At 62.9% G+C, this 21,839-nt stretch carries 20 protein-coding genes; 11 read left to right on the top strand and 9 right to left on the bottom strand.

The features are described from left to right. Positions 1 to 57: 57 nt before the first annotated feature. A complete protein-coding gene (locus ABIE35_RS14150; RefSeq protein ID WP_014922716.1) occupies positions 58 to 234 on the bottom strand; it encodes a hypothetical protein in 177 nt (58 codons plus the stop codon). Positions 235 to 604: 370 nt separating this feature from the next. Here ABIE35_RS14150 and pucL point away from each other — a divergent pair, with 370 nt between their 5' ends. The 3 genes from pucL (at position 605) to ABIE35_RS14165 (ending at position 3,887) form a co-directional block, all read left to right on the top strand. After that, positions 605 to 1,519, top strand: coding sequence for a factor-independent urate hydroxylase (gene pucL, locus ABIE35_RS14155; protein ID WP_261611726.1), 915 nt, complete (start codon positions 605 to 607; stop codon positions 1,517 to 1,519). Between the two features lie 179 nt (positions 1,520 to 1,698). Further along, a complete protein-coding gene (locus ABIE35_RS14160; RefSeq protein WP_354515828.1) occupies positions 1,699 to 3,207 on the top strand; it encodes a nucleobase:cation symporter-2 family protein in 1,509 nt (502 codons plus the stop codon). A 212-nt stretch (positions 3,208 to 3,419) separates the two neighbouring features. Next, positions 3,420 to 3,887, top strand: coding sequence for a DUF2867 domain-containing protein (locus tag ABIE35_RS14165; RefSeq protein WP_354515830.1), 468 nt, complete (start codon positions 3,420 to 3,422; stop codon positions 3,885 to 3,887). Positions 3,888 to 3,952: 65 nt separating this feature from the next. On the opposite strand, the gene ABIE35_RS14170 is transcribed toward ABIE35_RS14165, so the two are convergent. Next, the gene (locus tag ABIE35_RS14170; RefSeq protein WP_011776026.1) at positions 3,953 to 4,708 is read right to left on the bottom strand and encodes an IclR family transcriptional regulator; all 756 of its coding nucleotides are present in this window, start codon (positions 4,706 to 4,708) and stop codon (positions 3,953 to 3,955) included. Between the two features lie 221 nt (positions 4,709 to 4,929). Between ABIE35_RS14170 and ABIE35_RS14175 the strand changes: the two genes are divergently transcribed. Genes ABIE35_RS14175 through ABIE35_RS14190 form a run of 4 tightly spaced genes read left to right on the top strand, consistent with a single transcriptional unit; the run spans position 4,930 to position 10,039 of the window. Then, positions 4,930 to 6,330 (top strand): NAD-dependent malic enzyme, encoded by a 1,401-nt coding sequence (locus ABIE35_RS14175; protein ID WP_159733163.1) that lies wholly within the window; start codon positions 4,930 to 4,932, stop codon positions 6,328 to 6,330. A gap of 19 nt (positions 6,331 to 6,349) precedes the next feature. Further along, positions 6,350 to 7,948 (top strand): malate synthase A, encoded by a 1,599-nt coding sequence (aceB, locus tag ABIE35_RS14180; RefSeq protein ID WP_354515833.1) that lies wholly within the window; start codon positions 6,350 to 6,352, stop codon positions 7,946 to 7,948. Position 7,949: 1 nt separating this feature from the next. Then, positions 7,950 to 9,212: a DUF6986 family protein gene (locus tag ABIE35_RS14185; RefSeq protein ID WP_354515835.1), complete on the top strand. Its 1,263-nt coding sequence runs from the start codon at positions 7,950 to 7,952 to the stop codon at positions 9,210 to 9,212. Positions 9,213 to 9,226: 14 nt separating this feature from the next. Beyond that, complete coding sequence (locus ABIE35_RS14190) at positions 9,227 to 10,039, top strand: bifunctional allantoicase/(S)-ureidoglycine aminohydrolase (RefSeq protein WP_062071654.1); 813 nt, start codon at positions 9,227 to 9,229, stop codon at positions 10,037 to 10,039. A gap of 82 nt (positions 10,040 to 10,121) precedes the next feature. Here the strand turns inward: ABIE35_RS14190 and ABIE35_RS14195 are convergent, their stop codons facing one another. Then, complete coding sequence (locus tag ABIE35_RS14195) at positions 10,122 to 10,415, bottom strand: hypothetical protein (protein WP_354515837.1); 294 nt, start codon at positions 10,413 to 10,415, stop codon at positions 10,122 to 10,124. A 78-nt stretch (positions 10,416 to 10,493) separates the two neighbouring features. Then, positions 10,494 to 10,808 (bottom strand): MmcQ/YjbR family DNA-binding protein, encoded by a 315-nt coding sequence (locus ABIE35_RS14200; protein WP_354515839.1) that lies wholly within the window; start codon positions 10,806 to 10,808, stop codon positions 10,494 to 10,496. Positions 10,809 to 10,872: 64 nt separating this feature from the next. Between ABIE35_RS14200 and ABIE35_RS14205 the strand changes: the two genes are divergently transcribed. Next, a complete protein-coding gene (locus ABIE35_RS14205; protein ID WP_354515841.1) occupies positions 10,873 to 11,232 on the top strand; it encodes a VOC family protein in 360 nt (119 codons plus the stop codon). A gap of 15 nt (positions 11,233 to 11,247) precedes the next feature. Here ABIE35_RS14205 and ABIE35_RS14210 read toward each other — a convergent pair whose 3' ends face one another. The 3 genes from ABIE35_RS14210 to ABIE35_RS14220 are packed head-to-tail and all read right to left on the bottom strand — an operon-like array spanning position 11,248 to position 14,499. Further along, a complete protein-coding gene (locus ABIE35_RS14210) occupies positions 11,248 to 12,153 on the bottom strand; it encodes a carbohydrate ABC transporter permease (RefSeq protein ID WP_354515843.1) in 906 nt (301 codons plus the stop codon). 10 nt (positions 12,154 to 12,163) lie between these two features. Then, positions 12,164 to 13,162, bottom strand: coding sequence for a carbohydrate ABC transporter permease (locus tag ABIE35_RS14215; protein ID WP_354515845.1), 999 nt, complete (start codon positions 13,160 to 13,162; stop codon positions 12,164 to 12,166). Next, complete coding sequence (locus ABIE35_RS14220) at positions 13,162 to 14,499, bottom strand: sugar ABC transporter substrate-binding protein (RefSeq protein WP_354515847.1); 1,338 nt, start codon at positions 14,497 to 14,499, stop codon at positions 13,162 to 13,164. Before ABIE35_RS14220 ends, ABIE35_RS14215 begins: the two co-directional genes overlap by 1 nt. A gap of 244 nt (positions 14,500 to 14,743) precedes the next feature. On the opposite strand from ABIE35_RS14220, the gene ABIE35_RS14225 reads away from it, so the two are divergent. Beyond that, entirely contained in the window at positions 14,744 to 15,769 is a 1,026-nt protein-coding gene (locus ABIE35_RS14225; protein ID WP_354515849.1) for a Gfo/Idh/MocA family protein, read from the top strand. On the opposite strand, the gene ABIE35_RS14230 is transcribed toward ABIE35_RS14225, so the two are convergent. Beyond that, entirely contained in the window at positions 15,766 to 17,214 is a 1,449-nt protein-coding gene (locus ABIE35_RS14230; RefSeq protein WP_354515851.1) for a sulfatase-like hydrolase/transferase, read from the bottom strand. The two genes, ABIE35_RS14225 and ABIE35_RS14230, sit on opposite strands and share 4 nt — an antisense overlap. A 153-nt stretch (positions 17,215 to 17,367) precedes the next feature. Here ABIE35_RS14230 and ABIE35_RS14235 point away from each other — a divergent pair, with 153 nt between their 5' ends. After that, entirely contained in the window at positions 17,368 to 18,561 is a 1,194-nt protein-coding gene (locus tag ABIE35_RS14235; RefSeq protein ID WP_354515853.1) for a GntR family transcriptional regulator, read from the top strand. A gap of 49 nt (positions 18,562 to 18,610) precedes the next feature. On the opposite strand, the gene ABIE35_RS14240 is transcribed toward ABIE35_RS14235, so the two are convergent. After that, the gene (locus tag ABIE35_RS14240; RefSeq protein WP_354515855.1) at positions 18,611 to 20,983 is read right to left on the bottom strand and encodes a polysaccharide lyase 8 family protein; all 2,373 of its coding nucleotides are present in this window, start codon (positions 20,981 to 20,983) and stop codon (positions 18,611 to 18,613) included. Between the two features lie 240 nt (positions 20,984 to 21,223). On the opposite strand from ABIE35_RS14240, the gene ABIE35_RS14245 reads away from it, so the two are divergent. Continuing rightward, positions 21,224 to 21,811 (top strand): DinB family protein, encoded by a 588-nt coding sequence (locus tag ABIE35_RS14245; RefSeq protein ID WP_354515857.1) that lies wholly within the window; start codon positions 21,224 to 21,226, stop codon positions 21,809 to 21,811. Positions 21,812 to 21,839 lie beyond the last annotated feature (28 nt).

A 21,839-nucleotide genomic window follows, 5' to 3' on the forward strand; every position in this document is an offset into this window, starting at 1 on the left:
TATCGCCCGCCTCGTTGGCTCTGTTGCGCAGAGTCCGCGCCCCTTTGATGCAGGGTCTCAGGGGCGCTGCCGGCCGAACACCGGGAGCGCGCGCAACCAACGGGAGAACCCGCCAGCCTTGCGGTCACAGTCGGCCGGAATGTAGAAGTCCGGATCTGTTGCACCGAAGGGCAGGTACAGTTCCTGACCCGGTGCAGGGAATTCCACGACGTTGTTCGTATCCTTCGAGTCCATCTGTTCCTCCTCTTTCCAGTGCATCAAGTTTCCGCTCTTCGGAAATCTTTTATTGTTATATGGAAAGTGTAGGCAGTTGTGAAACAACCCGTCAAGACCCCCTGCGGAGCAAATCGAGTTGCCCCGGTCACATTTGGATGGTTCATAACGATCCTTCGGAACCCATATACACAAGTCGAAATCATGCGCTACTCTCGAATGAGTTCGTGGCGTAGGTCACGTAACCTGAGAGCAGCAGGCAGGGTCGTAATGAGCTGGCATCAATGGATGTCGGCTCTTTTTTGTTGGGTCGGCTCCACCAGAAACGCGGTGGAAACACGCGCTTAATTTCATTGATGGAACGTAGGTTCCACCTCACAGAAGTTGGGATATGACCATGAGCAACAACATCGTCCTCGGCGAAAACCAGTACGGCAAAGCAGAAGTCCGCGTCGTCAAAGTCACTCGGGATACGGACCGCCACCACATCGAAGACCTGAACGTCACCTCGCAGCTGCGCGGCGATTTCCAGGCCGCCCACCTCGAAGGCGACAACGGCCACGTCGTCGCCACCGACACCCAGAAGAACACCGTTTACGCGTTCGCCCGTGAAGGCATCGGCTCCCCCGAGTCCTTCCTCCTCCGCCTTGCAGACCACTTCACCGGCGGATTCGACTGGGTTACCGGCGGACGCTGGGAAGCCGAGGCCTACAGCTGGGATCGCATCCAGGCCCACGGGGAGGGACACGACCACAGCTTCGTCCGCAACGGACAAGAGGTGCGCACCGCCGTCGTCGTCCGCGATGGCGCAACCACGCACCTGATTTCCGGCCTCAAGGACCTGACCGTCCTCAAGACCACGCAGTCCGGTTTTGTCGGCTACCCGCGCGACAAGTACACCACCCTGCCGGAAACCACCGACCGAATCCTGGCCACCGATGTATCCGCCCGCTGGCGCTACAACACCAACCTGGACTTTGCCGGCACGGACTTCAACAAGAGCTACGAGGACATCAAGGCCCTCCTGCTTGAAGGCTTCACGGAAAACTACTCCCACGCCCTGCAGCAGACACTGTTCGACATGGGCAAGAAGGTCCTGGAAGCACACAGCGAAGTGGACGAGATCAAGTTCTCCATGCCCAACAAGCACCACTTCCTGGTTGACCTGAGCCCGTTCGGCCTGGACAACCCCAACGAAGTCTTCTTCGCCGCGGACCGTCCGTACGGCCTGATCGAAGCAACCGTCCAGCGCGAGAACATCGACGCTGCGCCGGTTGCCTGGAGCGGCATCGCCGGCTTCTGCTAAACCTGCGATCAACGAGCAATAAAGACCCGCACCATCCAAGGATTTGTGTGCAGGTCCCGCCAACGGCGCCCCCGTCAGGCCGGACCTGCACACAAAACCAACCCCAAAACCCCGAGATTTTGTTAGCCAGACACAGTTAGCCAGACGAAGACGTCTGCCATGAACCCAGAAAGTCTGCCATGAACATCAAAAAGAAGTCCCGCCCTGCGAATACCACCTCTTCGCGGAAGCATCAGCCGGAACGCCCCGAGGACAAGCGCCTGTCAATTGGCAGCACCTTCGCTTACGGCTTCCAGCACGTCCTCACCATGTACGGCGGAATCATTGCCCCACCGCTCATCATCGGTGCAGCCGCCGGCATGTCCTCGCAGGACATCGGCCTGCTCATCGCCGCTTGCTTGTTCGTTGGCGGCCTGGCCACCATCCTTCAGACGGTAGGCATTCCGTTCTTCGGCTCCCAACTGCCGCTGGTGCAGGGCGTGTCCTTCGCTGGTGTTTCCACCATGGTGGCGATCGTCCAAGGCGGTGGCGGGATCCAGGCCGTGTTCGGCTCGGTCATTGTGGCGTCGCTGATTGGCTTGGCGATCACTCCCCTGTTCTCCAAGATCATCAAATTCTTCCCGCCAGTGGTCACGGGCACAGTGATCACCACTATCGGCCTGACGCTGATGCCGGTGGCCGCGAACTGGGCCATGGGCGGCAACGCCAAGGCTGACAACTACGGCAGCATGGCCAACATCGGCCTCGCTGCAGCCACCATGGGCGTCGTCCTTCTCCTGAGCAAGGTCGGCAACGCAGCTATTTCCCGGCTCTCCATCCTGCTGGCCATGGTCATCGGCACCATCATCGCGTTCGTGGCAGGCATGGCCGACTTCTCCAAGGTCGGCCAGGGAGACATCGTCGCATTCCCCACACCGTTCGCCTTCGGCGCTCCGACCTTTGAAATCGCCGCCATCATCTCCATGCTCATCGTCATCCTTGTCACCCTGACAGAGACCTCGGCCGACATCATCGCAGTGGGCGAGATCGTGGACACCAAAGTGGACTCCCGCCGCATCGGCGACGGCCTTCGCGCAGACATGCTCTCCAGCGCCATCTCCCCGCTGTTCAACTCCTTCACGCAGAGCGCCTTCGCCCAGAACGTGGGCCTGGTGGCCATCACGGGCATCAAGAGCCGTTTCGTGGTCAGCGCCGGCGGTCTTATCCTGGTGATCCTCGGCCTCCTGCCGATCCTGGGCCGCGTTGTCGCAGCGGTTCCGACGCCCGTCCTGGGCGGCGCCGGCGTCGTGCTGTTCGGTACGGTGGCAGCCAGCGGTATCCGCACCTTGGCCAAGGTCGAGTACAAGAACAACATGAACCTGATCATCGTGGCTGCATCCATCGGCTTCGGTATGATCCCCATCGCCGCACCGTCCTTCTACGACGCCTTCCCGTCCTGGTTCTCCACGATCTTCCACTCCGGCATCAGCTCGGCAGCCGTCATGGCCATCCTGTTGAACATCCTCTTCAACCACTTCAAAGCCGGCAATTCAGACAACCAGTCGGTGTTCGTCGCCGGTACGGACCGGATTGTCAGCGAAGAGGACATCAAATGCCTCAGCGAAGGCGACCGCTTCGAAAACGGCAAGCTCATCGACGCTGATGGCAAGGAAGTCCCACTCAAGACCTCCAGCGCGTCGGAGCACTAGCTTCCACCCCGCGCAAATGACATCAGGCGGCAGTGTTTCCTTGGGGGACACTGCCGCCTTTTGTCGCCTCGCGGGGTATGTCGCCTCGCAGGGCATGTCGCCTCGCAGGGCATGCGGCCAGGCAAAGAATGTACGACGCCGGCACTCGCTCACGCGGCACCCTCGCCACTGCGGGCGCTCACTTCCCACACGCCACACCGTAGGATCAGCCCATGACCGAACAGGCTCCCTGCTTCCACTCATTGGCCTTCCGCGAGATCCCGACGCCGGACTACGCGGATGTCTGTCTGGCGGTCCTTCCAAAAGGGGCCAGCACGGACCCCACGGAATGGGCGGAGCGGCTGTTCTCCCTAAATTCCATGCCCCGCTGGGTTGCCGGCGCCATGGGTTTGCGCCAGGCACTGGTCCCCTTGATCGGCGTTCCCAAGGCACCGCGGGACACCTTCAACGTGACGGACCAGGCGGGCGAGGAAGCGCTGATTTTCGTCCGGGACAAACACCTGAACTTTGCCGCGGCCGTCGGGGTGGATCCGGTGAGTCAGCTGATCCGGGTGACTACCGCCGTCGAGCTTAAAGGGTGGCGCGGGAAGCTGTACTTTGCCGTGGTGCGGCCGGTCCACCCGATTGTGGTTAACGCGATGCTGAAGAAGGCCACGCACTCAAAGCCCGCGCAGAGGTAACAGAAACGCCCATGTCGTAGGACATGGGCGTTAAGTGCCAACCAGGCGAAAAGCGACCGGAGAAGCTAGTTCTGATTCAGCTCCGCGGAGATCGCCATGGCAGCCTCGCGCAGCATGGGTACGGCGCGGTCGGCGAAGCTCTGGTCCACGCGGGTGATCGGTCCGGAGACGGAGATCGCGGTGGGAGTGGGCGCATTGGGCACGGCCATGGCGAAGCAGCGGACGCCGAGCTCCTGCTCTTCCTCGTCAATGGAGTAGCCGCGTTCCCGGATGAGCTTGAGGTCAGCAAGCAGGGAGTCGATGTCGCCGATGCTCTTGGCCGTAGGCGTGGGCATGCCGGTGCGGGCCACGATGCCGCGGACAACCTCGTCGTCCAACTGGGCGAGGATGGCTTTGCCAACGCCGGTATCGTGCGTGTGGGCGCGGCGGCCGACCTCGGTAAACATCCGCATGGAGTGCATGGACGGCACCTGGGCCACGTAGATGACCATGTCGGAATCCAGGACGGCCATGTTGGAGGTTTCGCCGAGCCGTTCCACAAGGGTCTTGAGCTGCGGGCGAGCCACGGCGCCGAGCTGCTTGCTGGCACCTTCGCCGAGCCGGATGAGCCGGGGGCCCAGGGCGTAGCGGCGGTTGGGCAACTGGCGGATGTAGCCCAGGGATACCAGCGTGCGAAGCAGCCGATGGATGGTGGGCAAGGGCAGGTCAGTGGACGACGACAGCTCACTCAGCGTAACGTCGCCGCCCGCGTCCGTGATCAGTTCCAGCAGTTCAAAGACGCGCTCAACGGACTGCACGCCTCCGGAGGCTTTTTCAGCCATTCCCTTGTCTCCCATGACTCAGATTCCGACAACTCTTATCCGCATCGTGAAAAGAATTGCTTAGAACACCCAACATACAGCACAGCGCGCAGCTACGCGATGACACCGAACATGACCAAGCAAGGGGTTGTGTTTCCACTTTGTAGATAATAATATCCATAATACGAAAACATTTAGTTTGGAACGGCGGCCCGGGAACGGGCCTTACAGGAGGAATTTCAATGGCGAATCCGAGCCCCGGAAACTCGATCACCCTGCGCGTCGCCGCACCGTCGAGCTTCACCGCTACCAGCGAACTGGCAGCAGCCGTCGGCGCAGCCGGTGCAGCAATCACCGCGCTGGACGTCACGGAATCCCACCACGAGACGATCGTTGTTGACGTCACCTGCAACACCACCGACGACGACCACGCAGCCCGCGTCAAGGACGCCCTGAACGCCCTCGACGGCGTCACCGTCCAGCACGTCTCGGACCGCACCTTCCTCATGCACCTCGGCGGCAAGCTGGAGGTCGTCCCCAAGGTAGCCCTGCGCAACCGTGACGATCTTTCACGCGCCTACACTCCCGGCGTCGCCCGTGTCTGCATGGCCATCGCCGAAGACCCGGCCGCAGCCCGCAACCTGACCGTCAAGCGCAACACCATCGCCGTCCTGACTGACGGTTCAGCCGTACTGGGCCTGGGCAACATCGGCCCCGCCGCTGCCCTTCCCGTAATGGAGGGCAAGGCTGCGCTCTTCAAGCAGTTCGCCAACGTTGATGCCTGGCCGGTCTGCCTGGACACCCAGGACACCGAAGAAATCATCATGATCGCCAAGGCCATGGCCCCGGTTTACGGCGGCATCAACCTCGAAGACATTGCCGCGCCGCGCTGCTTCGAAATCGAGAACCGCCTCCGCGAAGAACTGGACATCCCCGTCTTCCACGATGACCAGCACGGCACCGCGATCGTCACGCTCGCTGCCTTGGTCAACGCCCTCCGCGTTGTGGACAAGAAGCTCTCCGAGGTCAAGATCGTGGTTTCGGGCGTCGGCGCTGCCGGCTCGGCCATCATCCAGCTCCTCAAGGCCCAGGGCGCGCAGCACATCATCGCCGCCGGCCGCTCCGGCGCGATCCACTCCGGCGAAGAGTACGGCGATGAGCACCGCAGCTGGATTGCCGCGAACACCAACGAAGAAGGCTTCTCCGGCACCTTGCACGACGCCCTCAAGGGAGCAGACGTCTTCATCGGCGTCTCCGCCCCGCACGTGATCGGCGAAGAGCAGGTTGCTTCCATGGCTGAGAACGCGATCGTGTTCGCCATGGCAAACCCCACTCCGGAAATCGATCCCGTTGTAGCGTCCAAGCATGCAGCCGTGGTTGCCACCGGCCGCAGTGACTTCCCCAACCAGATCAACAACGTGCTGGCCTTCCCGGGCTTCTTCCGGGGCTTGCTGGACGCCGGAGCATCGGACATTACGCCGAACATGCTCGTGGCCGCCGCCGAGGCAATTGCCAACCGGGTGGCTGACGATGAGCTCAACGCGAGTTACATTATCCCCAGCGTCTTCGATCCCCATGTTGCCGCCGACGTAGCGACCGCCGTAGCCAATGCTGCGCACGCCAACGCCGCCAGCGCCCTCTAGAACAAAGGAATCCGCTCACATGGCTATCACAGTCACTGATCCCCGGCCGATCGATCGCGCCGAGGAAATCCTTAGCCCCAAGGCACTGGCCTTCGTCGAGGAGCTGCACAAGCGCTTCGCCGGCACCCGCAACGAACTGCTGGAGGCGCGTCAGGTCAAGCGCCAGAAGGTTGCCGACACGTCCCGTCTGGACTTCCTTCCGGAGACCCAGGACATCCGCGACGGCGACTGGAAGGTCGCTGAGGCACCGGCAGCTTTGCAGGACCGCCGCGTTGAGATGACCGGCCCGGCAACCCCGGCCAAGATGGCCATCAACGCCCTGAACTCCGGCGCCAAAGTATGGCTTGCGGACCTCGAAGATGCCAGCACACCCACGTGGCCCAACGTTATTGACGCCATCCTGAACCTTCGTGACGCCGCCCAGGGAACCCTGAGCTACACCTCGCCCGAAGGCAAGGAATACCGACTTCGCACGGATGCTCCCCTGGCCGTCGTAGTGGCCCGCCCCCGTGGCTGGCACATGGAGGAACGGCACCTGCTGATCGACGGCGAACCCGCCGTGGGTGCGTTGGTGGACTTCGGCCTGCACTTCTTCCACATCGCCAAGCAGCTGCTCCTCAACGGCCACGGCCCGTACTACTACCTGCCCAAGATGGAGAGCCATCTGGAGGCGCGCCTCTGGAACGACGTCTTCGTGTTCGCCCAGGACTTCCTCGGCATCCCGCAGGGCAGCGTCCGGGCCACGGTGCTCATCGAGACCATCCCGGCAGCGTTCGAGATGGACGAGATCCTTTACGAACTGCGCGACCACGCCTCCGGCCTGAACGCCGGCCGCTGGGATTACCTCTTCAGCATCATCAAGTACTTCCGTGATGCCGGCGAAGAGTTCGTCCTCCCGGACCGCGCCACCGTTGCCATGACGGCTCCGTTCATGCGGGCCTACACCGAACTCCTGGTCAAGACCTGCCACAAGCGCGGCGCCTTCGCCATGGGTGGCATGGCCGCCGTCATCCCCAACCGCAAGCAGCCCGACGTCACCGCCGCAGCCTTCGACAAGGTCCGTGCCGACAAGACCCGCGAGGCGAACGATGGCTTCGACGGCTCCTGGGTTGCCCACCCGGACCTGGTTCCCACGTGCCGCGAAGTGTTCGATTCCGTGCTGGGCGACCGTCCCAACCAGCTGGACAAGCAGCGGCCCGAGGTGAACGTCACGGCCGAACAGCTGATCGACGTCGCGTCCGCCGAAGGCCACGTCACTGAAGCCGGACTTCGCCTGAACCTCTACGTAGCCGTCGCCTACACGGGCGTCTGGATCTCCGGCAGCGGTGCCGTTGCCATCCACAACCTCATGGAAGATGCCGCCACGGCGGAGATCTCCCGCTCGCAGGTGTGGCAGCAGATCCGCAACAAGTCCGTCCTCGCGGACACCGGCAACACGGTGACCCGCGAACTGGTGACCCGGATCCTGGGCGAAGAAACCGAGCGCCTGCGCATCGAATTCGGCGACGAGAACTTCAAGAAGTACTACGAGCCTGCGTCCAAGCTGATCGAGGACATCTGTTTGTCCGACGATTACACGGACTTCCTCACCACTCCCGCGTATGAGCTGGTGGGCTGAGATGGGTTCATTCTCTTCATCTGATCTGGCTCACATCGAATCCCAGCTTGCGGCGACGGACCAGTTGCTGGACCGCAACTACCCCGGCGACGACGGCTCACGCCAGCCCATCCACACCGTCTACATTCCCGCCGACCGCTTCACGCCTTCCCTTGCAGCAGAGTGGGGCGCACAGGCGCTGGCGACGGCGGAGGCTCACGGTGGGCTCGAAAAGCTCGGTCAGCTGCTGGGCCAGGAGGCTCACCTGGCTGCCGCCGTGGCATCCCGGGTGGCGGAAAAGCTTACCGCCGAACCGATCGAAGACCTCCGCTTGGACTTCGAAGACGGCTACGGCGACCGTGGCGATGAGGCAGAAGACGCCGACGCCGTTGCTGCCGCCAAGGCTGTTGCCACTGCGGTTGCGGCCGGGACCGCTCCCCCGTTCATCGGCATCCGCTTCAAGTGCTTCGAAGCCCCCACCCGGGCGCGAGGCCTGAAAACCCTGGACCGGTTCGTCTCAACGTTGGCTGAGGCCGGCGAGCTCCCCGCTGGACTGATCCTCACCCTGCCCAAGGTCACCACGGTGGCCCAGGTGCAGGCCATGGACTTCGCAGTGTCCCGCTTGGAGGAAGTCCACGGGCTCCCCGCCGGCCGGCTCCGCTTCGAGGTCCAGGTGGAAACACCGCAGCTCATCATCGGCGCTGACGGAACCTCGCCTGTGGCACAACTCCCCCACGTAGTTCCGGGCCGCATCAGCGCCCTGCACTACGGGACCTACGACTACAGCGCCTCCCTGGGGATCTCCGCGGAATACCAGTCCATGGAGCACCCGGTGGCCGACTTCGCCAAGGAAGTCATGCAACTTGCTGTCGCCGGTACGGGTATCCGCCTCTCCGACGGTTCCACCAACATCATCCCCGTCGGCGATGGCGTGGAGGACGCTTGGAAGCTGCACGGCCGCTTGGTTCGTCGCTCCCTGGAAAACGGCTACTACCAGGGTTGGGATCTCCACGCAGCCCAACTGCCCAGCCGCTTCTCGGCGTCGTACGCTTTCTACCGCGAAGGCCTGCCCGCAGCGGCGCTGCGCCTCCGCAACTACGTGGAGCGCACCGAAGGCGGCGTCATGGACGAGCCTGCCACGGCCCGCGCGCTTGCCGGTTTCGTCCTCCGCGGCGTCCAGTGCGGGGCAGTGGGGACCGACGAGGTCAAGGCGCTTGCCGGCGTCGAACTTTCACAGCTGACCGCACTGGCGCACCCGCGGCTCGCACAACCAACTTCGCACTGATAGGAGCATCTCGCATGGGAAAGTACTACTACCCGCAGGGCGGCCTGCCGCCGCAGACCCAGCTGACCACCGAACGGGCCATCGTCACCGAGGCTTACACGGTGATCCCCAAGGGCGTCATGACGGACATCGTCACCAGCAACCTGCCGGGATTCTCCAACACGCGCTCGTGGATCATTGCACGGCCGATCTCCGGCTTTGCCACCACGTTCTCCCAGCTGATCGTCGAGATCGCACCGGGCGGCGGGGCGCCCAAGGCCGAGTTCGAGTCCGGCGTTGAAGGCGTCATCTTCGTCACCAAGGGCCAGGTCAACCTGACCCTCGACGGCGAACTGCACCACCTCGAAGAGGGCGGCTACGCCTACCTCGCTGCCGGTGCAGAGTGGGGCTTGGAGAACGTTTCCGACGACATCGTGTCCTTCCACTGGATTCGCAAGGCCTACGAACGCCTGGAAGGTTTTGAAGCCAAGTCCTTCGTCACCAACGAGAAGGACGTGGAGCCCACCTCCATGCCGGACACGGACGACGTCTGGAAGACCACGCGCTTCACGGACTCCAGCGACCTCGCGCACGACATGCAGGTCAACATCGTGACCTTCCAGCCCGGCGGCGTGATCCCCTTCCCGGAGACCCACGTCATGGAGCATGGCCTGTACGTGCTTGAGGGCAAGGCCATGTACCTGCTCAACAACGACTGGGTTGAGGTGGAGGCCGGCGACTTCATGTGGCTGCGCGCGTTCTGCCCCCAGGCTTGCTACGCGGGTGGTCCGGGCGAGTTCCGTTACCTGCTGTACAAGGACATGAACCGCCAGGTGAAGCTCACCTAGGTTTTGCGCGTTACACCGAGATCGCCGGAAAGCTGCCAGTTCGCAGGGAGCTTTCCGGCGATTTCGTCGTTTTCCAGCGAACTCAGCGGCGACGCCCCACGGCCAGCCCCGCCCAGAACGCGAGGACCAGCAGGCCAACCCCCGCCACGGCCAAGCCGAGCTGCGTCCCCTTACTCACGAATGAGCCGTTATCCCCCAGGAAGACCGTGTCACTCAGGGGAGCATAGGCAAACCACCCGACGTTCGTCTCAAGGTTGCTCCATGCCACGACCACGCCCACAATCACCGCAATCAGTCCCAGCAAAGGCACGACGACGGCTACCAGTTTGCGGGCAGGCTGCGGTGTGTTCTGTTCCCCACGTTTGTGTTCCCCCATGCGGCCGAGTCTAACCTGCGTGCGCGTGCACCCAACCGGGTAACTGCACATGTTCTGCTGAGCGCTCCATGGGACGTTTTAGTTGGGCTTGCGCGGGCCGCCGGCGATTCTGTACGACTCCTGCAGCAGCTCGTCGAGCTCCTCCACGTCGATATTTTCCAGCCGGATCAGCATCAGGTTCGAGGACTGCTCGTGATGCGGGGTCCAGAAGAAGGTATCGGGATTCATGGCCGCGAGCGCTTCGCGTTCCTCGGTTTTGACCGTGCCGACGCCTTCTTCCCACATACGTGCCATGAGCGACTTGGCGAACCACGCGGGCTGCCCCCAACTCGGCCGCTCAGTCACACCGGGCATGCCAAGGCAGATGCGGCGAACATCGTCTTCTGTGGCCATGGTTCACTGTGGCATTTGTTTTTGTCCCACGACAAGGGATCCGGACGCGGGCTAGGCTGGGCGGATGTTGAGCATCGGCAGCACCGTACTGGGCGTCAACGACATCGGCCGCGCCACCCGGTTCTGGCATGAAGCGGTGGGCTACGTCCCCCGAGAGCCCGGCGATGACACCTGGGTGATCCTGGTGCCGGCGTCAGGCCCCGGGCCCCAACTCGCCCTCATGCTGAGCGAAACCCCTGTGCAGGAGCATCCTCGCACCCACCTCGATCTCTACGCGGATGACCAGGCAGCCGAGATTGAACGGCTCATCGGGCTCGGCGCCCAACGTGTGGACTGGGACCTGTACCCCGAGGATCCGGACTTCGTGGTTCTTGCAGATCCTGACGGCAACCGCTTCTGCGTGATCGACAAAAGTCCGCGGTAGCAACGCCGTCGGGGGCTATTTGCCCATCCCGAGCGTCAGTCCCTCCGTCAACCGCCGGCCCAACCATACATAGATGATGAGCATCGGCAGGACCACGATCACGAGGCCTGCAAACAGTCCGCCCCAGTCGGCTCCTGAGTAGGTCTGCTGCTGCACGAAGGAAATCAGAGCCACGGGGAGCGTGTATTTCTCGGTGGATTGAAGCAGGGTCAAGGCCAGCAGGGTTTCATTCCAGTGCGAGATGACTTGGAGGATGAAGGCGGTCAGGATTCCTCCCTTCGCCAATGGCAACGTGATCCGCCAGAACGTCCCGAAGGCCGTAGTCCCATCCAGTGCCGCTGCCTCTTCCATTTCCAAGGGCAGGGAACGGAAGAACGCGGTCAGCAGGAAGACTGTGAACGGCATGGAAACCCCGATATAGACAAGGTTCAAGCCGATAATGCTGTCCGTCAGGTACACCTTGTTCAGCATCACGAACAGCGGAATCAGGATGACCTGCGCCGGGATACCGAGGCCCAGGATGAAGTACAGACTCAGTCCACGGGTGAGCTTGTTGTCCACCCGGCTCAGGTAATAGGCGCAAGGTGCGGCTATGGCGACAGTCAGGACCGAAGACACCACGGTGGTCAGCAGGCTGTTCCAGGTGGCCACGGCGAAGTCTCCCACGGTCCAGGCCCGGACGAAGTTCCCGAAGTCCAGGGAGGAAGGCGCACCCCAAGGGTCATCGAGGATGGCCCGGGTATCCCGGAATGCCTGCGCCACCATCCACACCAGGGCTGCGATGCTGATCGCCACCACCATCCACAGCAGCGCCACGCCGACGCCCCGGACCACGCTGCGCTCCCCTCGCAAGGCAGGACTGACGCCCCGTCGTCCCCGCCTGCGGGTGGTCACGGGTGCCAGCAGTTTGTATTCGCTCATGTCATTTCCTTTAGAACTCGACGGCGTCGCGACGCATCGCGCGGCGCAGCAGGACAACCAGGACGGAGATCAGCGCAAGCGACAACACGGCGGAGGCAGTTGCGGCTCCATAGGCTGGCGTTGACTGTCCGGAGAAGGCGTTCACGTAGGTGTAGACGGCGGCCGTCCAGCTTTGGGTCGGCGGCACCCCGGCCCCGGAGCTGCCGCCGAAGACCCACACGATCTCGAAAATCTTCACCGACGAGATGGTCCACAGCACGGCACAGGTTCCGAACACATCCCAGGTCAGCGGGAGGATCACATACCGCAGCCGCTGGAACGCGGTGGCTCCTGCCAGGGCACAGTCCTCGTAGTAGTAGGGCGGAATACGGTCGACGCCGGCCATCAGGATGGTGGTGAAGTAGCCGGTGGTGGTGCACACCAGGGTGACCATGATGAGCGGGAAGATGTTGTCCTGTGCCAGCCACTTGGGCGGGTCTGTTACCCCAAGGGGTGCCAGGAGGCTGTTCACCATGCCGCCAGGGTTGAAGATGAATCCTGCCAGGACGCCGAACACGAGCGCGTTGATGAGGTGCGGGAAGAAGATGACGTTACGGACCACCTTCTTCCCTGCCATGTCCCGGAGGACCAGCGTCATGGCAAAGGCGAGGACGAAGATTGCAGTTCCCACCACGAACAGCAACAGCAGGGTGTTGCCGAACGATGACAGGAACAGCGGGTCCCGGAAGATTCGGCCGTAATTATCCAGGCCCACGAATTTCATGGGTCCGGAGCCGGCCCACTTGTGGAGGCTGATCCACACTGCACCCAAGGCGGGAACAATGAACAGGACTGTGTAGAGGACGAACGCCGGACCCACAAACGGAATCAGCAGCTTCTTGCGCTGCACGTCGATGGAACTTCCCGGCTTGCGGCCTTGAGCGGGCGCCTTCCTGGTGGCCGGTCTCCGGGCCGCCGGCTTCTGCAGTGACGCCTTGCTGGCGCGCGGTTCTTTCAGACCCAGTGACATCAGCCGTTGTCCTTCCAGTACTGGATCTGGGCTTCCTTCATCTTGGCCACGAATTCCGCGGCTGTGGCCTTTCCAAGAAACAGTTCATCGCTTCTGGGGAAAAAGACCTTCTCCGTGAAACCGGGGAACGTCACGCCGTCGTTCTGCAGGTGCGTGGCTGGAGCGGCGTCAATGGCGGCCTTGACGCTTGCGACGGCGGGATCCACCGGGGCGTCCGGCCTCACCGGCAGCACTTTGGCGTCCGTTCCGAGGGCATCCTGGTACTTGCCGCCCAACAGGTACGCAGCAAATCGCTGCGCAGGGACCTGGTTCTTCGACTTCGCCGGTACTGCGAAGCCGATGAAGTCCACGCGGGCACTTGCCGGCTTGCCGTCGATGGCCGGGAACTGGAAGGACGAGTACTCGAAGCCAGGTGCGGCGTACGAGCCGGTTTCGGTGGGCGTCCACGAGCCGTTGAGGATCAGGGCAGCGTCGCCGTTTGCCCAGAGCTGCTGTTGCGCCGGGAATTTACTGGCGTTATAGCCACTGTCCAGGTATCCGCCCTTGACCAGGGTCTCCACTTTTTCGGCTGCTTCAAGGGCGGCGGGGTCGTCCCATGCCGCACCGGACCTGTCTTCAGCGAGGGCCTTGAAACTGCCTGCGCCCTTGAGCCGGAGCAGCGCGGTGACGAACCACGTGGAGTTGTAGCCGGCAATGTCACCGTCGGCAGCGATGGGAGCCGTCCCAGCGGCCTTCAGCTTGTCCAGGACCGCAATGAATTCATCCCAGGTGGCGGGCGGCTTCGCCTTGAGCTCCGGGTGCTTGGCGGCATCGAACCAGATGCCGTCGGAGCTGATGCTGTAGGGCACCATCCAGGGCTGTCCGTCTTCTCCCTTGAAGACGCCGTTGCTGGTGAACTTCTCCGGGATCAGCGAACTGACTGCTTTGCCGTCTACCTCGTAGGAGTACACGGAAGTCAGAGGGCTCGCCTGCCCGGTTTCACCAATCACCGGAGCGAGCTTGGCGAACGTTCCGTCCACCAGGTCCGGAACGTTGTTGGTGTTCAGCGCAGGGACCAGCTTTTCGGTGTTGCTGCGGCCCTGCCATTGGACGCTGACTTTGGCTCCGGTTTCCTTTTCGAAGTCCGCAATGGCAGTGGCTATGACCTTTTGTTGGGGCTCGCCGTCCTTCCACATGGACCAGTAGTTGATGGTCTGGCCCGAAATGGACCCGGAAATATCCACTGCATCGGCGGCTGGGGAGGCATCGGTGGCTCCGCCGCAGGCAGTGGTGGACAAGGCAAGCGCTGCACCCAACAGGGCGGCCAGCGGGCGAAGATGACGGGCTGTTTTGCCCATGGGAATCACCTTTCAAGTGAGGGGGGAACCAGCCGGATGCGGTTCAGTGAGACGACTCTCACAGCCTCCGAAAGCAGGATTCAATGAGTATTTTGGAAAGTTTCAACGACCGCTGGGCACCGGCTGGCCGGTTCCGCACAATTAGGCATTTATTCCTCTTTTCGGACTACCCAACAATCGAGGAGACCTGCGCGGCGTTCCGGTTGAATGAGCCCGCGCTCCGGCTCCTAGCTAAAGAGGGAAATTGATACGACTTGGAATCATTGGCGCCGGCGCCGTGGCACACTTCCATGCAGCATCCGCAGCGCGGATCAGCAACGTGGAGTTGGCCGCCGTCTGCGACCTGCGGCCTGAAGCCGCAGAGAGGGTCGCATCGCCATGGGGGGCTTCCGTCTACGGGGACTACCTGGCCATGTTTCGTGAGGCCGGCCTGAACGCAGTCATCATCAATACCCCGCATGCCCTGCACCTGGAGATGGTGCTGGCCGCCGCAGACCACGGATTGCACGTTCTGGTGGAGAAGCCTATGGCCACCACCGTGGCCGACTGTGATCAAATGATCCGGGCGTGCCAGGAGGCCGGAGTGTCATTGGTGATCGGGCAGATCCAGCATTTCCTGCCGGAGAAGCTGGCAGCCGAGGATGTACTGGCCAGCGGTGAACTTGGCCAAGTCCTGATGATCCGCGACTACAGGACCACCGACTATCGTCCGGGAACCCGTCCGGACTGGTTCTTCAGCCAAGCCATGGCCGGCGGGGGTGCACTGATGAACATCGGCGGCCATTGCCTTGACCGCTCCATCTGGTTCGGTGGCGCACCCGTTGAATCCGTAAGTGCCTCCACCCTCAAACGTTTCGGCGTTCCCGTGGAAACCGACGGTGCCATCGCACTGACCCTCAGGAACGGGGTCCACGTCAGCATTTCTGTGGTGTCCGATGCTGCCCAACGCCTGGACGAGATCCTCATCGTGGGTGAGTTCGGCACCCTGTCCTGCAGCCCGCACCATGGAACATTGATCCGCCGCGACGGCGTGACACGCACGGTATGGGAACCGCGACCCGAGGACATTCAGGAAGGCTTCTTCCTGCAGCTGCAGGACTTCATTACGGTGCTCGACGGCGGCGCACCCAAAGTCAGTGTTGAGCACGCCCGCCACATTGTGGAGGTGGTTCTGGCGTCCTATGAGGCCGACAGGACCGGCAGGCCCGTGCAGCCCGGAGCAACAGGCGAAGAAGTGAGCACCGGACGCGCCTTGACCCAAGTCGGCTAGTAAGACCCTCCGGCTGCGTCCGTGCCGTCCCAATTGGGTGGGGTGAAAGCCCCCAAAGGATCGTCCAGCACGGACGCAGTCTGGCCCGCCCCCGCCACCGGAAGCCAGCTTCCGTCGAACTCAGGGACAGAGTGCCGCTGGAACCACTCTTGCAGCTGGGAACGCATGCCGGACACCCTTGCCGCGTGCGCCGGCTGGTCCACAAGGTTGACTCCCTCATCCGGGTCGGCCACAAGATCGTAGAGTTCATGCGGACCGTGGGGATACCGGTGCACGTACTTCCAGCCCGTGCTGCGGATCATCCGGACGGGGCCGTACTCGTCAAAAACCACGACGGCGCGGTCCCCTGCCGCCGGAGGCAGCCCGCCTAGCAGCTCCGCGAAAGACTGTCCCGGCCCGTCTTCGAAGCACCGGTGGTCCAGGCCCGCGAGCTCCAGTACTGTGGCGGCAAGGTCGTAGGCGGACAACAATTCCGTCAGTACCACGCCCTGCCGAATCCTGCCCGGGAGCGCGAAGATCGCCGGTACCTTGACGGAGGAATCGTAGACGTTTTGCGGAAACGTCCCGTTGCCCTTCCCCCAAATGCCGTGGTGGCCGCAATTGAAGCCATTGTCACTGCTGAAGACCACCAAGGTGTTTTCCTGCATTCCGAGCTCCTCCAGCCGGCCAAGGACCATACCGATCCCGGCGTCCATGGCACTGACGGCGGCAAAGTACCCCACCAGCGCAGCGCGGACGTCCGCCTCGCCGCCAATCGGCACACCGTCCACGGTGGGAGTCCAAGGGTGCATGGCTTCCTGCGGACAGCTGGAAAACCCACAGTCGCGGTAGAGTCCCTCGTACTCGGGCGGGTGCTGCCCCTTCCATGGCTTGTGGGGAGCTGTGTAATTGAGGGCCAGGAAGAAGGGTTCAGCCTCTTGCGACGCTTCGTTGATGAAGTCCAGCGCATCGCCGGTGATTGCGTCCGTCAAGTATTCGGTGACCGGCTCCCGGCGGCTGGTGCCGCCGTCGAACCTGTACATCACCGAGCTGTCATACGGACTGCCGCCTCCCTCCAACGCGAACCAGTGGCTGAAGCCCTTCCGGGGAGCATCGTTGGCGCCCAAGTGCCACTTTCCGGACAGGCCCAAACGGTACCCGGCAGCGGCGAGGTCATCCGTGAACAGCCGCTGCCCGTGCAGGTAATCCGTGGCCTCCGGTCCGGTTTCGACGCCCGCCAGGTAGTCGTGGACGCCGTGGCGCGAAGGTACGTTCCCGGTCATCAGGCTGGCCCGTGCCGGGGAGCAGACAGGTGAGGCGCAGAAAAAGTTCTCCAACCGCGCGCCGCGGGCAGCGAGGCCGTCCAGATGGGGGGTACGGATCTCGGTGTTTCCGGCGCAACCTAGCGCCCAGGCACCTTGGTCGTCGCTGAGAATGAAAAGGATGTTTGGCTTCTTGTTGGACACCTTTCCATTGCTACTGGGCCTGGAAGCGAGGAATCAATAAGCATTCCCCGTTGCCACGGAATACTCGCAGTCCGGCAGCAATTACTACCTGAATACTCTCTAAATCGTGGTGCATGATAGGAGAAATTGTCTGTCCACAGGTGGAGATGGATCATGCCAACGAGGAAACAGGAACCGGACTCCGGCGGCGGGGCACTTCGCGACACCGCCAAAGCCAATTTGAAGTTCCAGGACTTGAGTGACGACCTCCGGAGGGACATCCTCGCCGGGACTTGGGCCGTGGGGACCAAGCTCCCCACCGAGCAGCAGCTCGCGGCAGAGACTGGCCTCTCCCTGACGACGGTGCGGAGGGCCTTCGAGGATCTTGTGGCCAAAGGGCTGGTGGTCAGGCGGCAGGGCGCCGGCAGCTTCGTTGCTGCACCCCAGCGTGCGCAAAAGCGCTCCCGGTTTGTCATCGGCGTCCTCCTCCCGGACACGCAGCTGTATTACCCGCGCGTCCTTCAGGGGATCGAGGAACACCTTTCCGCCCGGGGTGCGAGCCTGCAACTGTCCACGTACCACTACGACTTCACGCGCGAGAATGCCAGCATCCAATTCCTCCTGGATGCCGGAGTGGACGGCCTCATCCTGGTGCCAACGCTGACGGGTCTGGAAAACCCCCAACAGCGCGTCGCTGAACTCATGGCCCTGCCCGTGCCGGTTGTCCTCCTGGAACGGAGCCTGGACGACCTGGGGCCGGGAGACCTCACAGAGCATGTCTGCTCGGATCACCAAGGCGGAGCGTACGACGCCGTCATGCACCTCCACCGCTTGGGTCACCGGAAGATCGGGCTGCTCACGCGCGCGAACGAGGCCGCACGCAGCAGCAATCCAACGCAGGCTGCGGTCATTGCGGGGTATGCGGCTGCCATCGCGGCGTTGGGACTGGATACCGACGGGCACCGCACCATGGCGTTCAGCGCAACGAAGCCTGAGTGGGAAGCCGACCAGGCCGAGCATATGTTTGAGCTGCTGGCGGGTAGTGGCGCCACAGCGGCATTGGTCTTCGGGGACAGGGAAGCCGCTCTGTTGGAAGGCGCCGCGTCCAGGCACGGGGTTCGGGTGCCGGAGGATCTGGCGCTCATCTCTTATGACGATGAGATGGCTGACCTCGCCCGGATACCGCTCACGGCGGTTTCGCCCGCCAAACACCGGCTGGGTGTCATGGCTGCCGATGTCCTGCTGCGTCGGCTAACCGAAGGTGACGCATGCCCGCTGTACCAAATCCGACTGCGGCCGCGCATTGTTATCCGTGATTCATGTGGGGCCAGGAACGCCGGGATACCCCAGCTTTCCCGCGCCTTGTGAGGCCTGCTCCGCTCCCCCTAAAGCGCAGAACAGGCCTCACAGGAATGGTCTAGCGGCGGAGCTTCACCACCTGCGTCTGCCCACTGAGTCCCGTGGTGTCCAGCGTGAAGGTGCTCCGTCCATCGGCGTCTGTCCCCAGCGTGCCAGCTCCTTCCAGCACGCCGGACCACGTTCCCTCCGGCAGAGTCAGCGTGAGGCTGGCGGCCTCCTGCGTTGGCTCGCTGACGGCCAGGCTCAACTCATTTCCGTGCCTGGAGAACACCACGCAGGCAGCTCCCGAGGCTCCAAGTTCCCCTGCCATCCCGGCCTTCCAGAATGTGGCGGCGGTGGTCTTGGCGGTCTGGAATTCCACGGACTGGGCCGTCGCATCGTTGCGGATCACCCTGTACTTGTTTCCCTGCACCAATGTCCGGGTCACGTTCACTGATGCCCCCGGCGCCACCACGTACGCATAGCTGCCGGCGACAGGTCCGGCACCGTGGTCCAGGTAAAGTGTGGCGAAGTTGCGCTGATGGACCGTGGCGCTGCCGTTGATGTTGACCCCGGACCAGCTGCCCGACCGGGTTTCCCGCAGGACGTGAAGAGGGGAATCATCCAACAGGGCATAGCCTCCGAAACCCTCCAAATGAACCCATCGCCCGTCGCTGAGTACCTCAGCGTTTCCGGCTGATCCGGCGATGGTGCCTGCCGCCGTCGTGAGCGCATTGCTGCCTTGGCGGAGGTTGCGGTGGTCGACGATGGTTTCCACCCTGGCGCCGGAAGCAGTGCTGATCTCCGCGCCGAGGCAAACTATGACGTCGCCGCTGACGAACCAGGATTTCCGTGCGGTCAAGCCCGTGCGGCCCGGTCCCACCAGATGCTGTCCGACGGCGGCAACCTCGCCCAGCGCCGTGGCGCCGCTCCACTCATTCGCGGGGACGGCGGCGCCCCATTCACCCTCCACTTTGTCCGGCAACGGCGTGGTGTCCACCGTGGTGCCGGGCAATCGGTTGTAGTTGGCCGTGGCCCAGAACGCGTCGTCGTATTGCCCAAGGTCAGAGGTGTAGATGTAGGTCATGCCGGAGCCCGTGTGATAGCCGCGGTTATTTTCGCCGTTGCCGCATTCGTACCACGCAATGCGGTTGCTGGACATGGAGAGCGACAATGCCCAGCCAGGTCCCCGGTGCATGGTGCGGTCCATGGCCGGGAAAAGCTTGTGGCCTGCCGGCTCTGTCACGGGGGCGACGCCAGTGGCGTGGAGCTCCTTCACCAGTGCCGTCCTGGGCACGCTGGCACTGTTAAGGATCGGGCGGTACGTATTGCGCGCAATCCAGCCCGCGCACAAGCCCCTCCATCGAGCGGCAACAGCTGGATCCATGGCCCGGGCCAGGAGCAGGATGGCCTCGATCGCCGACGCCCCGAGGTCATATCCTGTGTTGGCCTCGCGGCTGATGCTCCTTCCCCGAACAGAATCGGCCATGGCTCCGTTGATCATGACGGGCGCAAACGAACCCTCCACGGCGTCGAAGAAGATGCTGCGGGAAGGGTCGGAAACTTCAAACGCCGTGCCCCCAAGCAAGGAAAACAACTTGGACAGTCCGGTGAGCAGGACAACCCCGTAGGAACCGGTGTACGGGGTGGTGCTGTGTTGGATGAACGAACCATCGCGGAAAATTCCGTCTCCACTGGTCACGTACTGCCACACCTGGCTGAGTCCAGCGACTGCATGGTTGAGTTTGGCCGGGTCTTCTCCGGCCAAGGAGCGGATGATGATTCCCTGGCACAGGTCCACCCGGTTGGCACCGACGGAGGTGATCTTGCCCCGTTTGGGCGGGAACTGCAGCCAGGGATCCGGCACAAAATGGTCAATCGCAGCGCAATATGCGGTGCGCTCCCCAACGGACAATTCAGCGTGCAGGAGCACCATTGCGTCCGCGAGTGCCCGAGGTACACCGATCTCCCAGGACCACCAGTTACCTGCCTCTTCCTTCCTGTCGTTGTAGCAGAGCGTATTGGCATCGGCGAGGCCAGCCTTGATATCCGCCAGCACACCGGCGTCTCCAAACACCGCCGCTGTAGGTGTTGCCCAGGCCGTGGCGAGCTGGGACAAGCGTGTGTAGGTAGTGACCATTTCCGCGTCCTTGGCGAAGGACAAGTCCGTGAACACCGAGGTTCGGCCTGGAGACTTGTTGAGTTTTGCCAGGGAGTCAGCGGCTTTGTTGTTCAGGGCTGTGACGGCCTTGGCGAAATCCGGATCGCCCTCTTGGATGACGTTACGGCCCGTGATCTGGTCCACCCAGCGGTTCCGCAACGCTGCGAACTCCGCTGCGCCCGGTTCCGCATCGGCCCAGGCATTCTGAGCGAACATCGAGCTGACCATTGCCGCCAGGGATAGTGCTCCTGCACCCTGGAGCAGGGTCCTGCGGGGAAATTGAAGTGACAAGGAGTTGCTCCTAACACTCGTGGCTGGACAGGGTCCGGCGTCCTTCGCCGGGTCCGCCACTGGCTTGGGTTGAAGTCAACGCGACGGGGAAGGGAGGAATAAAGCAGTACCTGGTCACGTCCACCGCTTCGCCGGAAACGTGCGAGACCGCCGGAACTCTCCGGCGAAGCCGCACTGTTCCCACGAACTCGGTGTCGCGGCCCTGCATCGGCGCGAGCGCCCTTGGGTAGAGTGCTCCCCATGGATGACAAAGCGATGTTGCTCGGGTATCTGCGGCTCCGGAGGGCGGACCTGCTCGGCAAGGTGGAGAACCTCAGTGAGTACGACGCCAGGCGGCCCTTGACCCCCACTGGCACGAATTTGCTGGGTTTGGTGAAGCACGTGGCCAGCGTGGAGCTGGACTACTTCGGAGTGACATTCGGACGTCCCAGCGGCAGGGAGATGCCGTGGCTGGCGGAGGACGCCGAAGCGGATTCCGATATGTGGGTCCCTGCAACTGAGAGCCGTGAAGAAATCCTGGAACTGCACCACTTTTCCGCGAAGCACAGCGATGAAACCATTGAGTCCCTCCCGTTGGATGCCCCGGGTGTGGTGCCGTGGTGGTCGGAGGAGAAGAAGAACGTGACACTCCACCAGATCCTGGTCCACATGTGCGTGGAAACCGCCAGGCACGTGGGGCACGCAGACATCATTCGCGAGCTCATCGACGGCTCCGCGGGCCAGCGACCGGGCGACCCCAACATCCCTAGCCGCAACTCCGAGGAATGGGCAGCCCACCGGTACCGGATTGAAGAAGCAGCGCGGGAAGCTGACCGTCGCCACTGGTGAACCTTCACAGCCCACGCATATGTTGGGC

This window comes from Paenarthrobacter sp. 4246, from assembly GCF_040546855.1.
GTDB lineage: Bacteria > Actinomycetota > Actinomycetes > Actinomycetales > Micrococcaceae > Arthrobacter.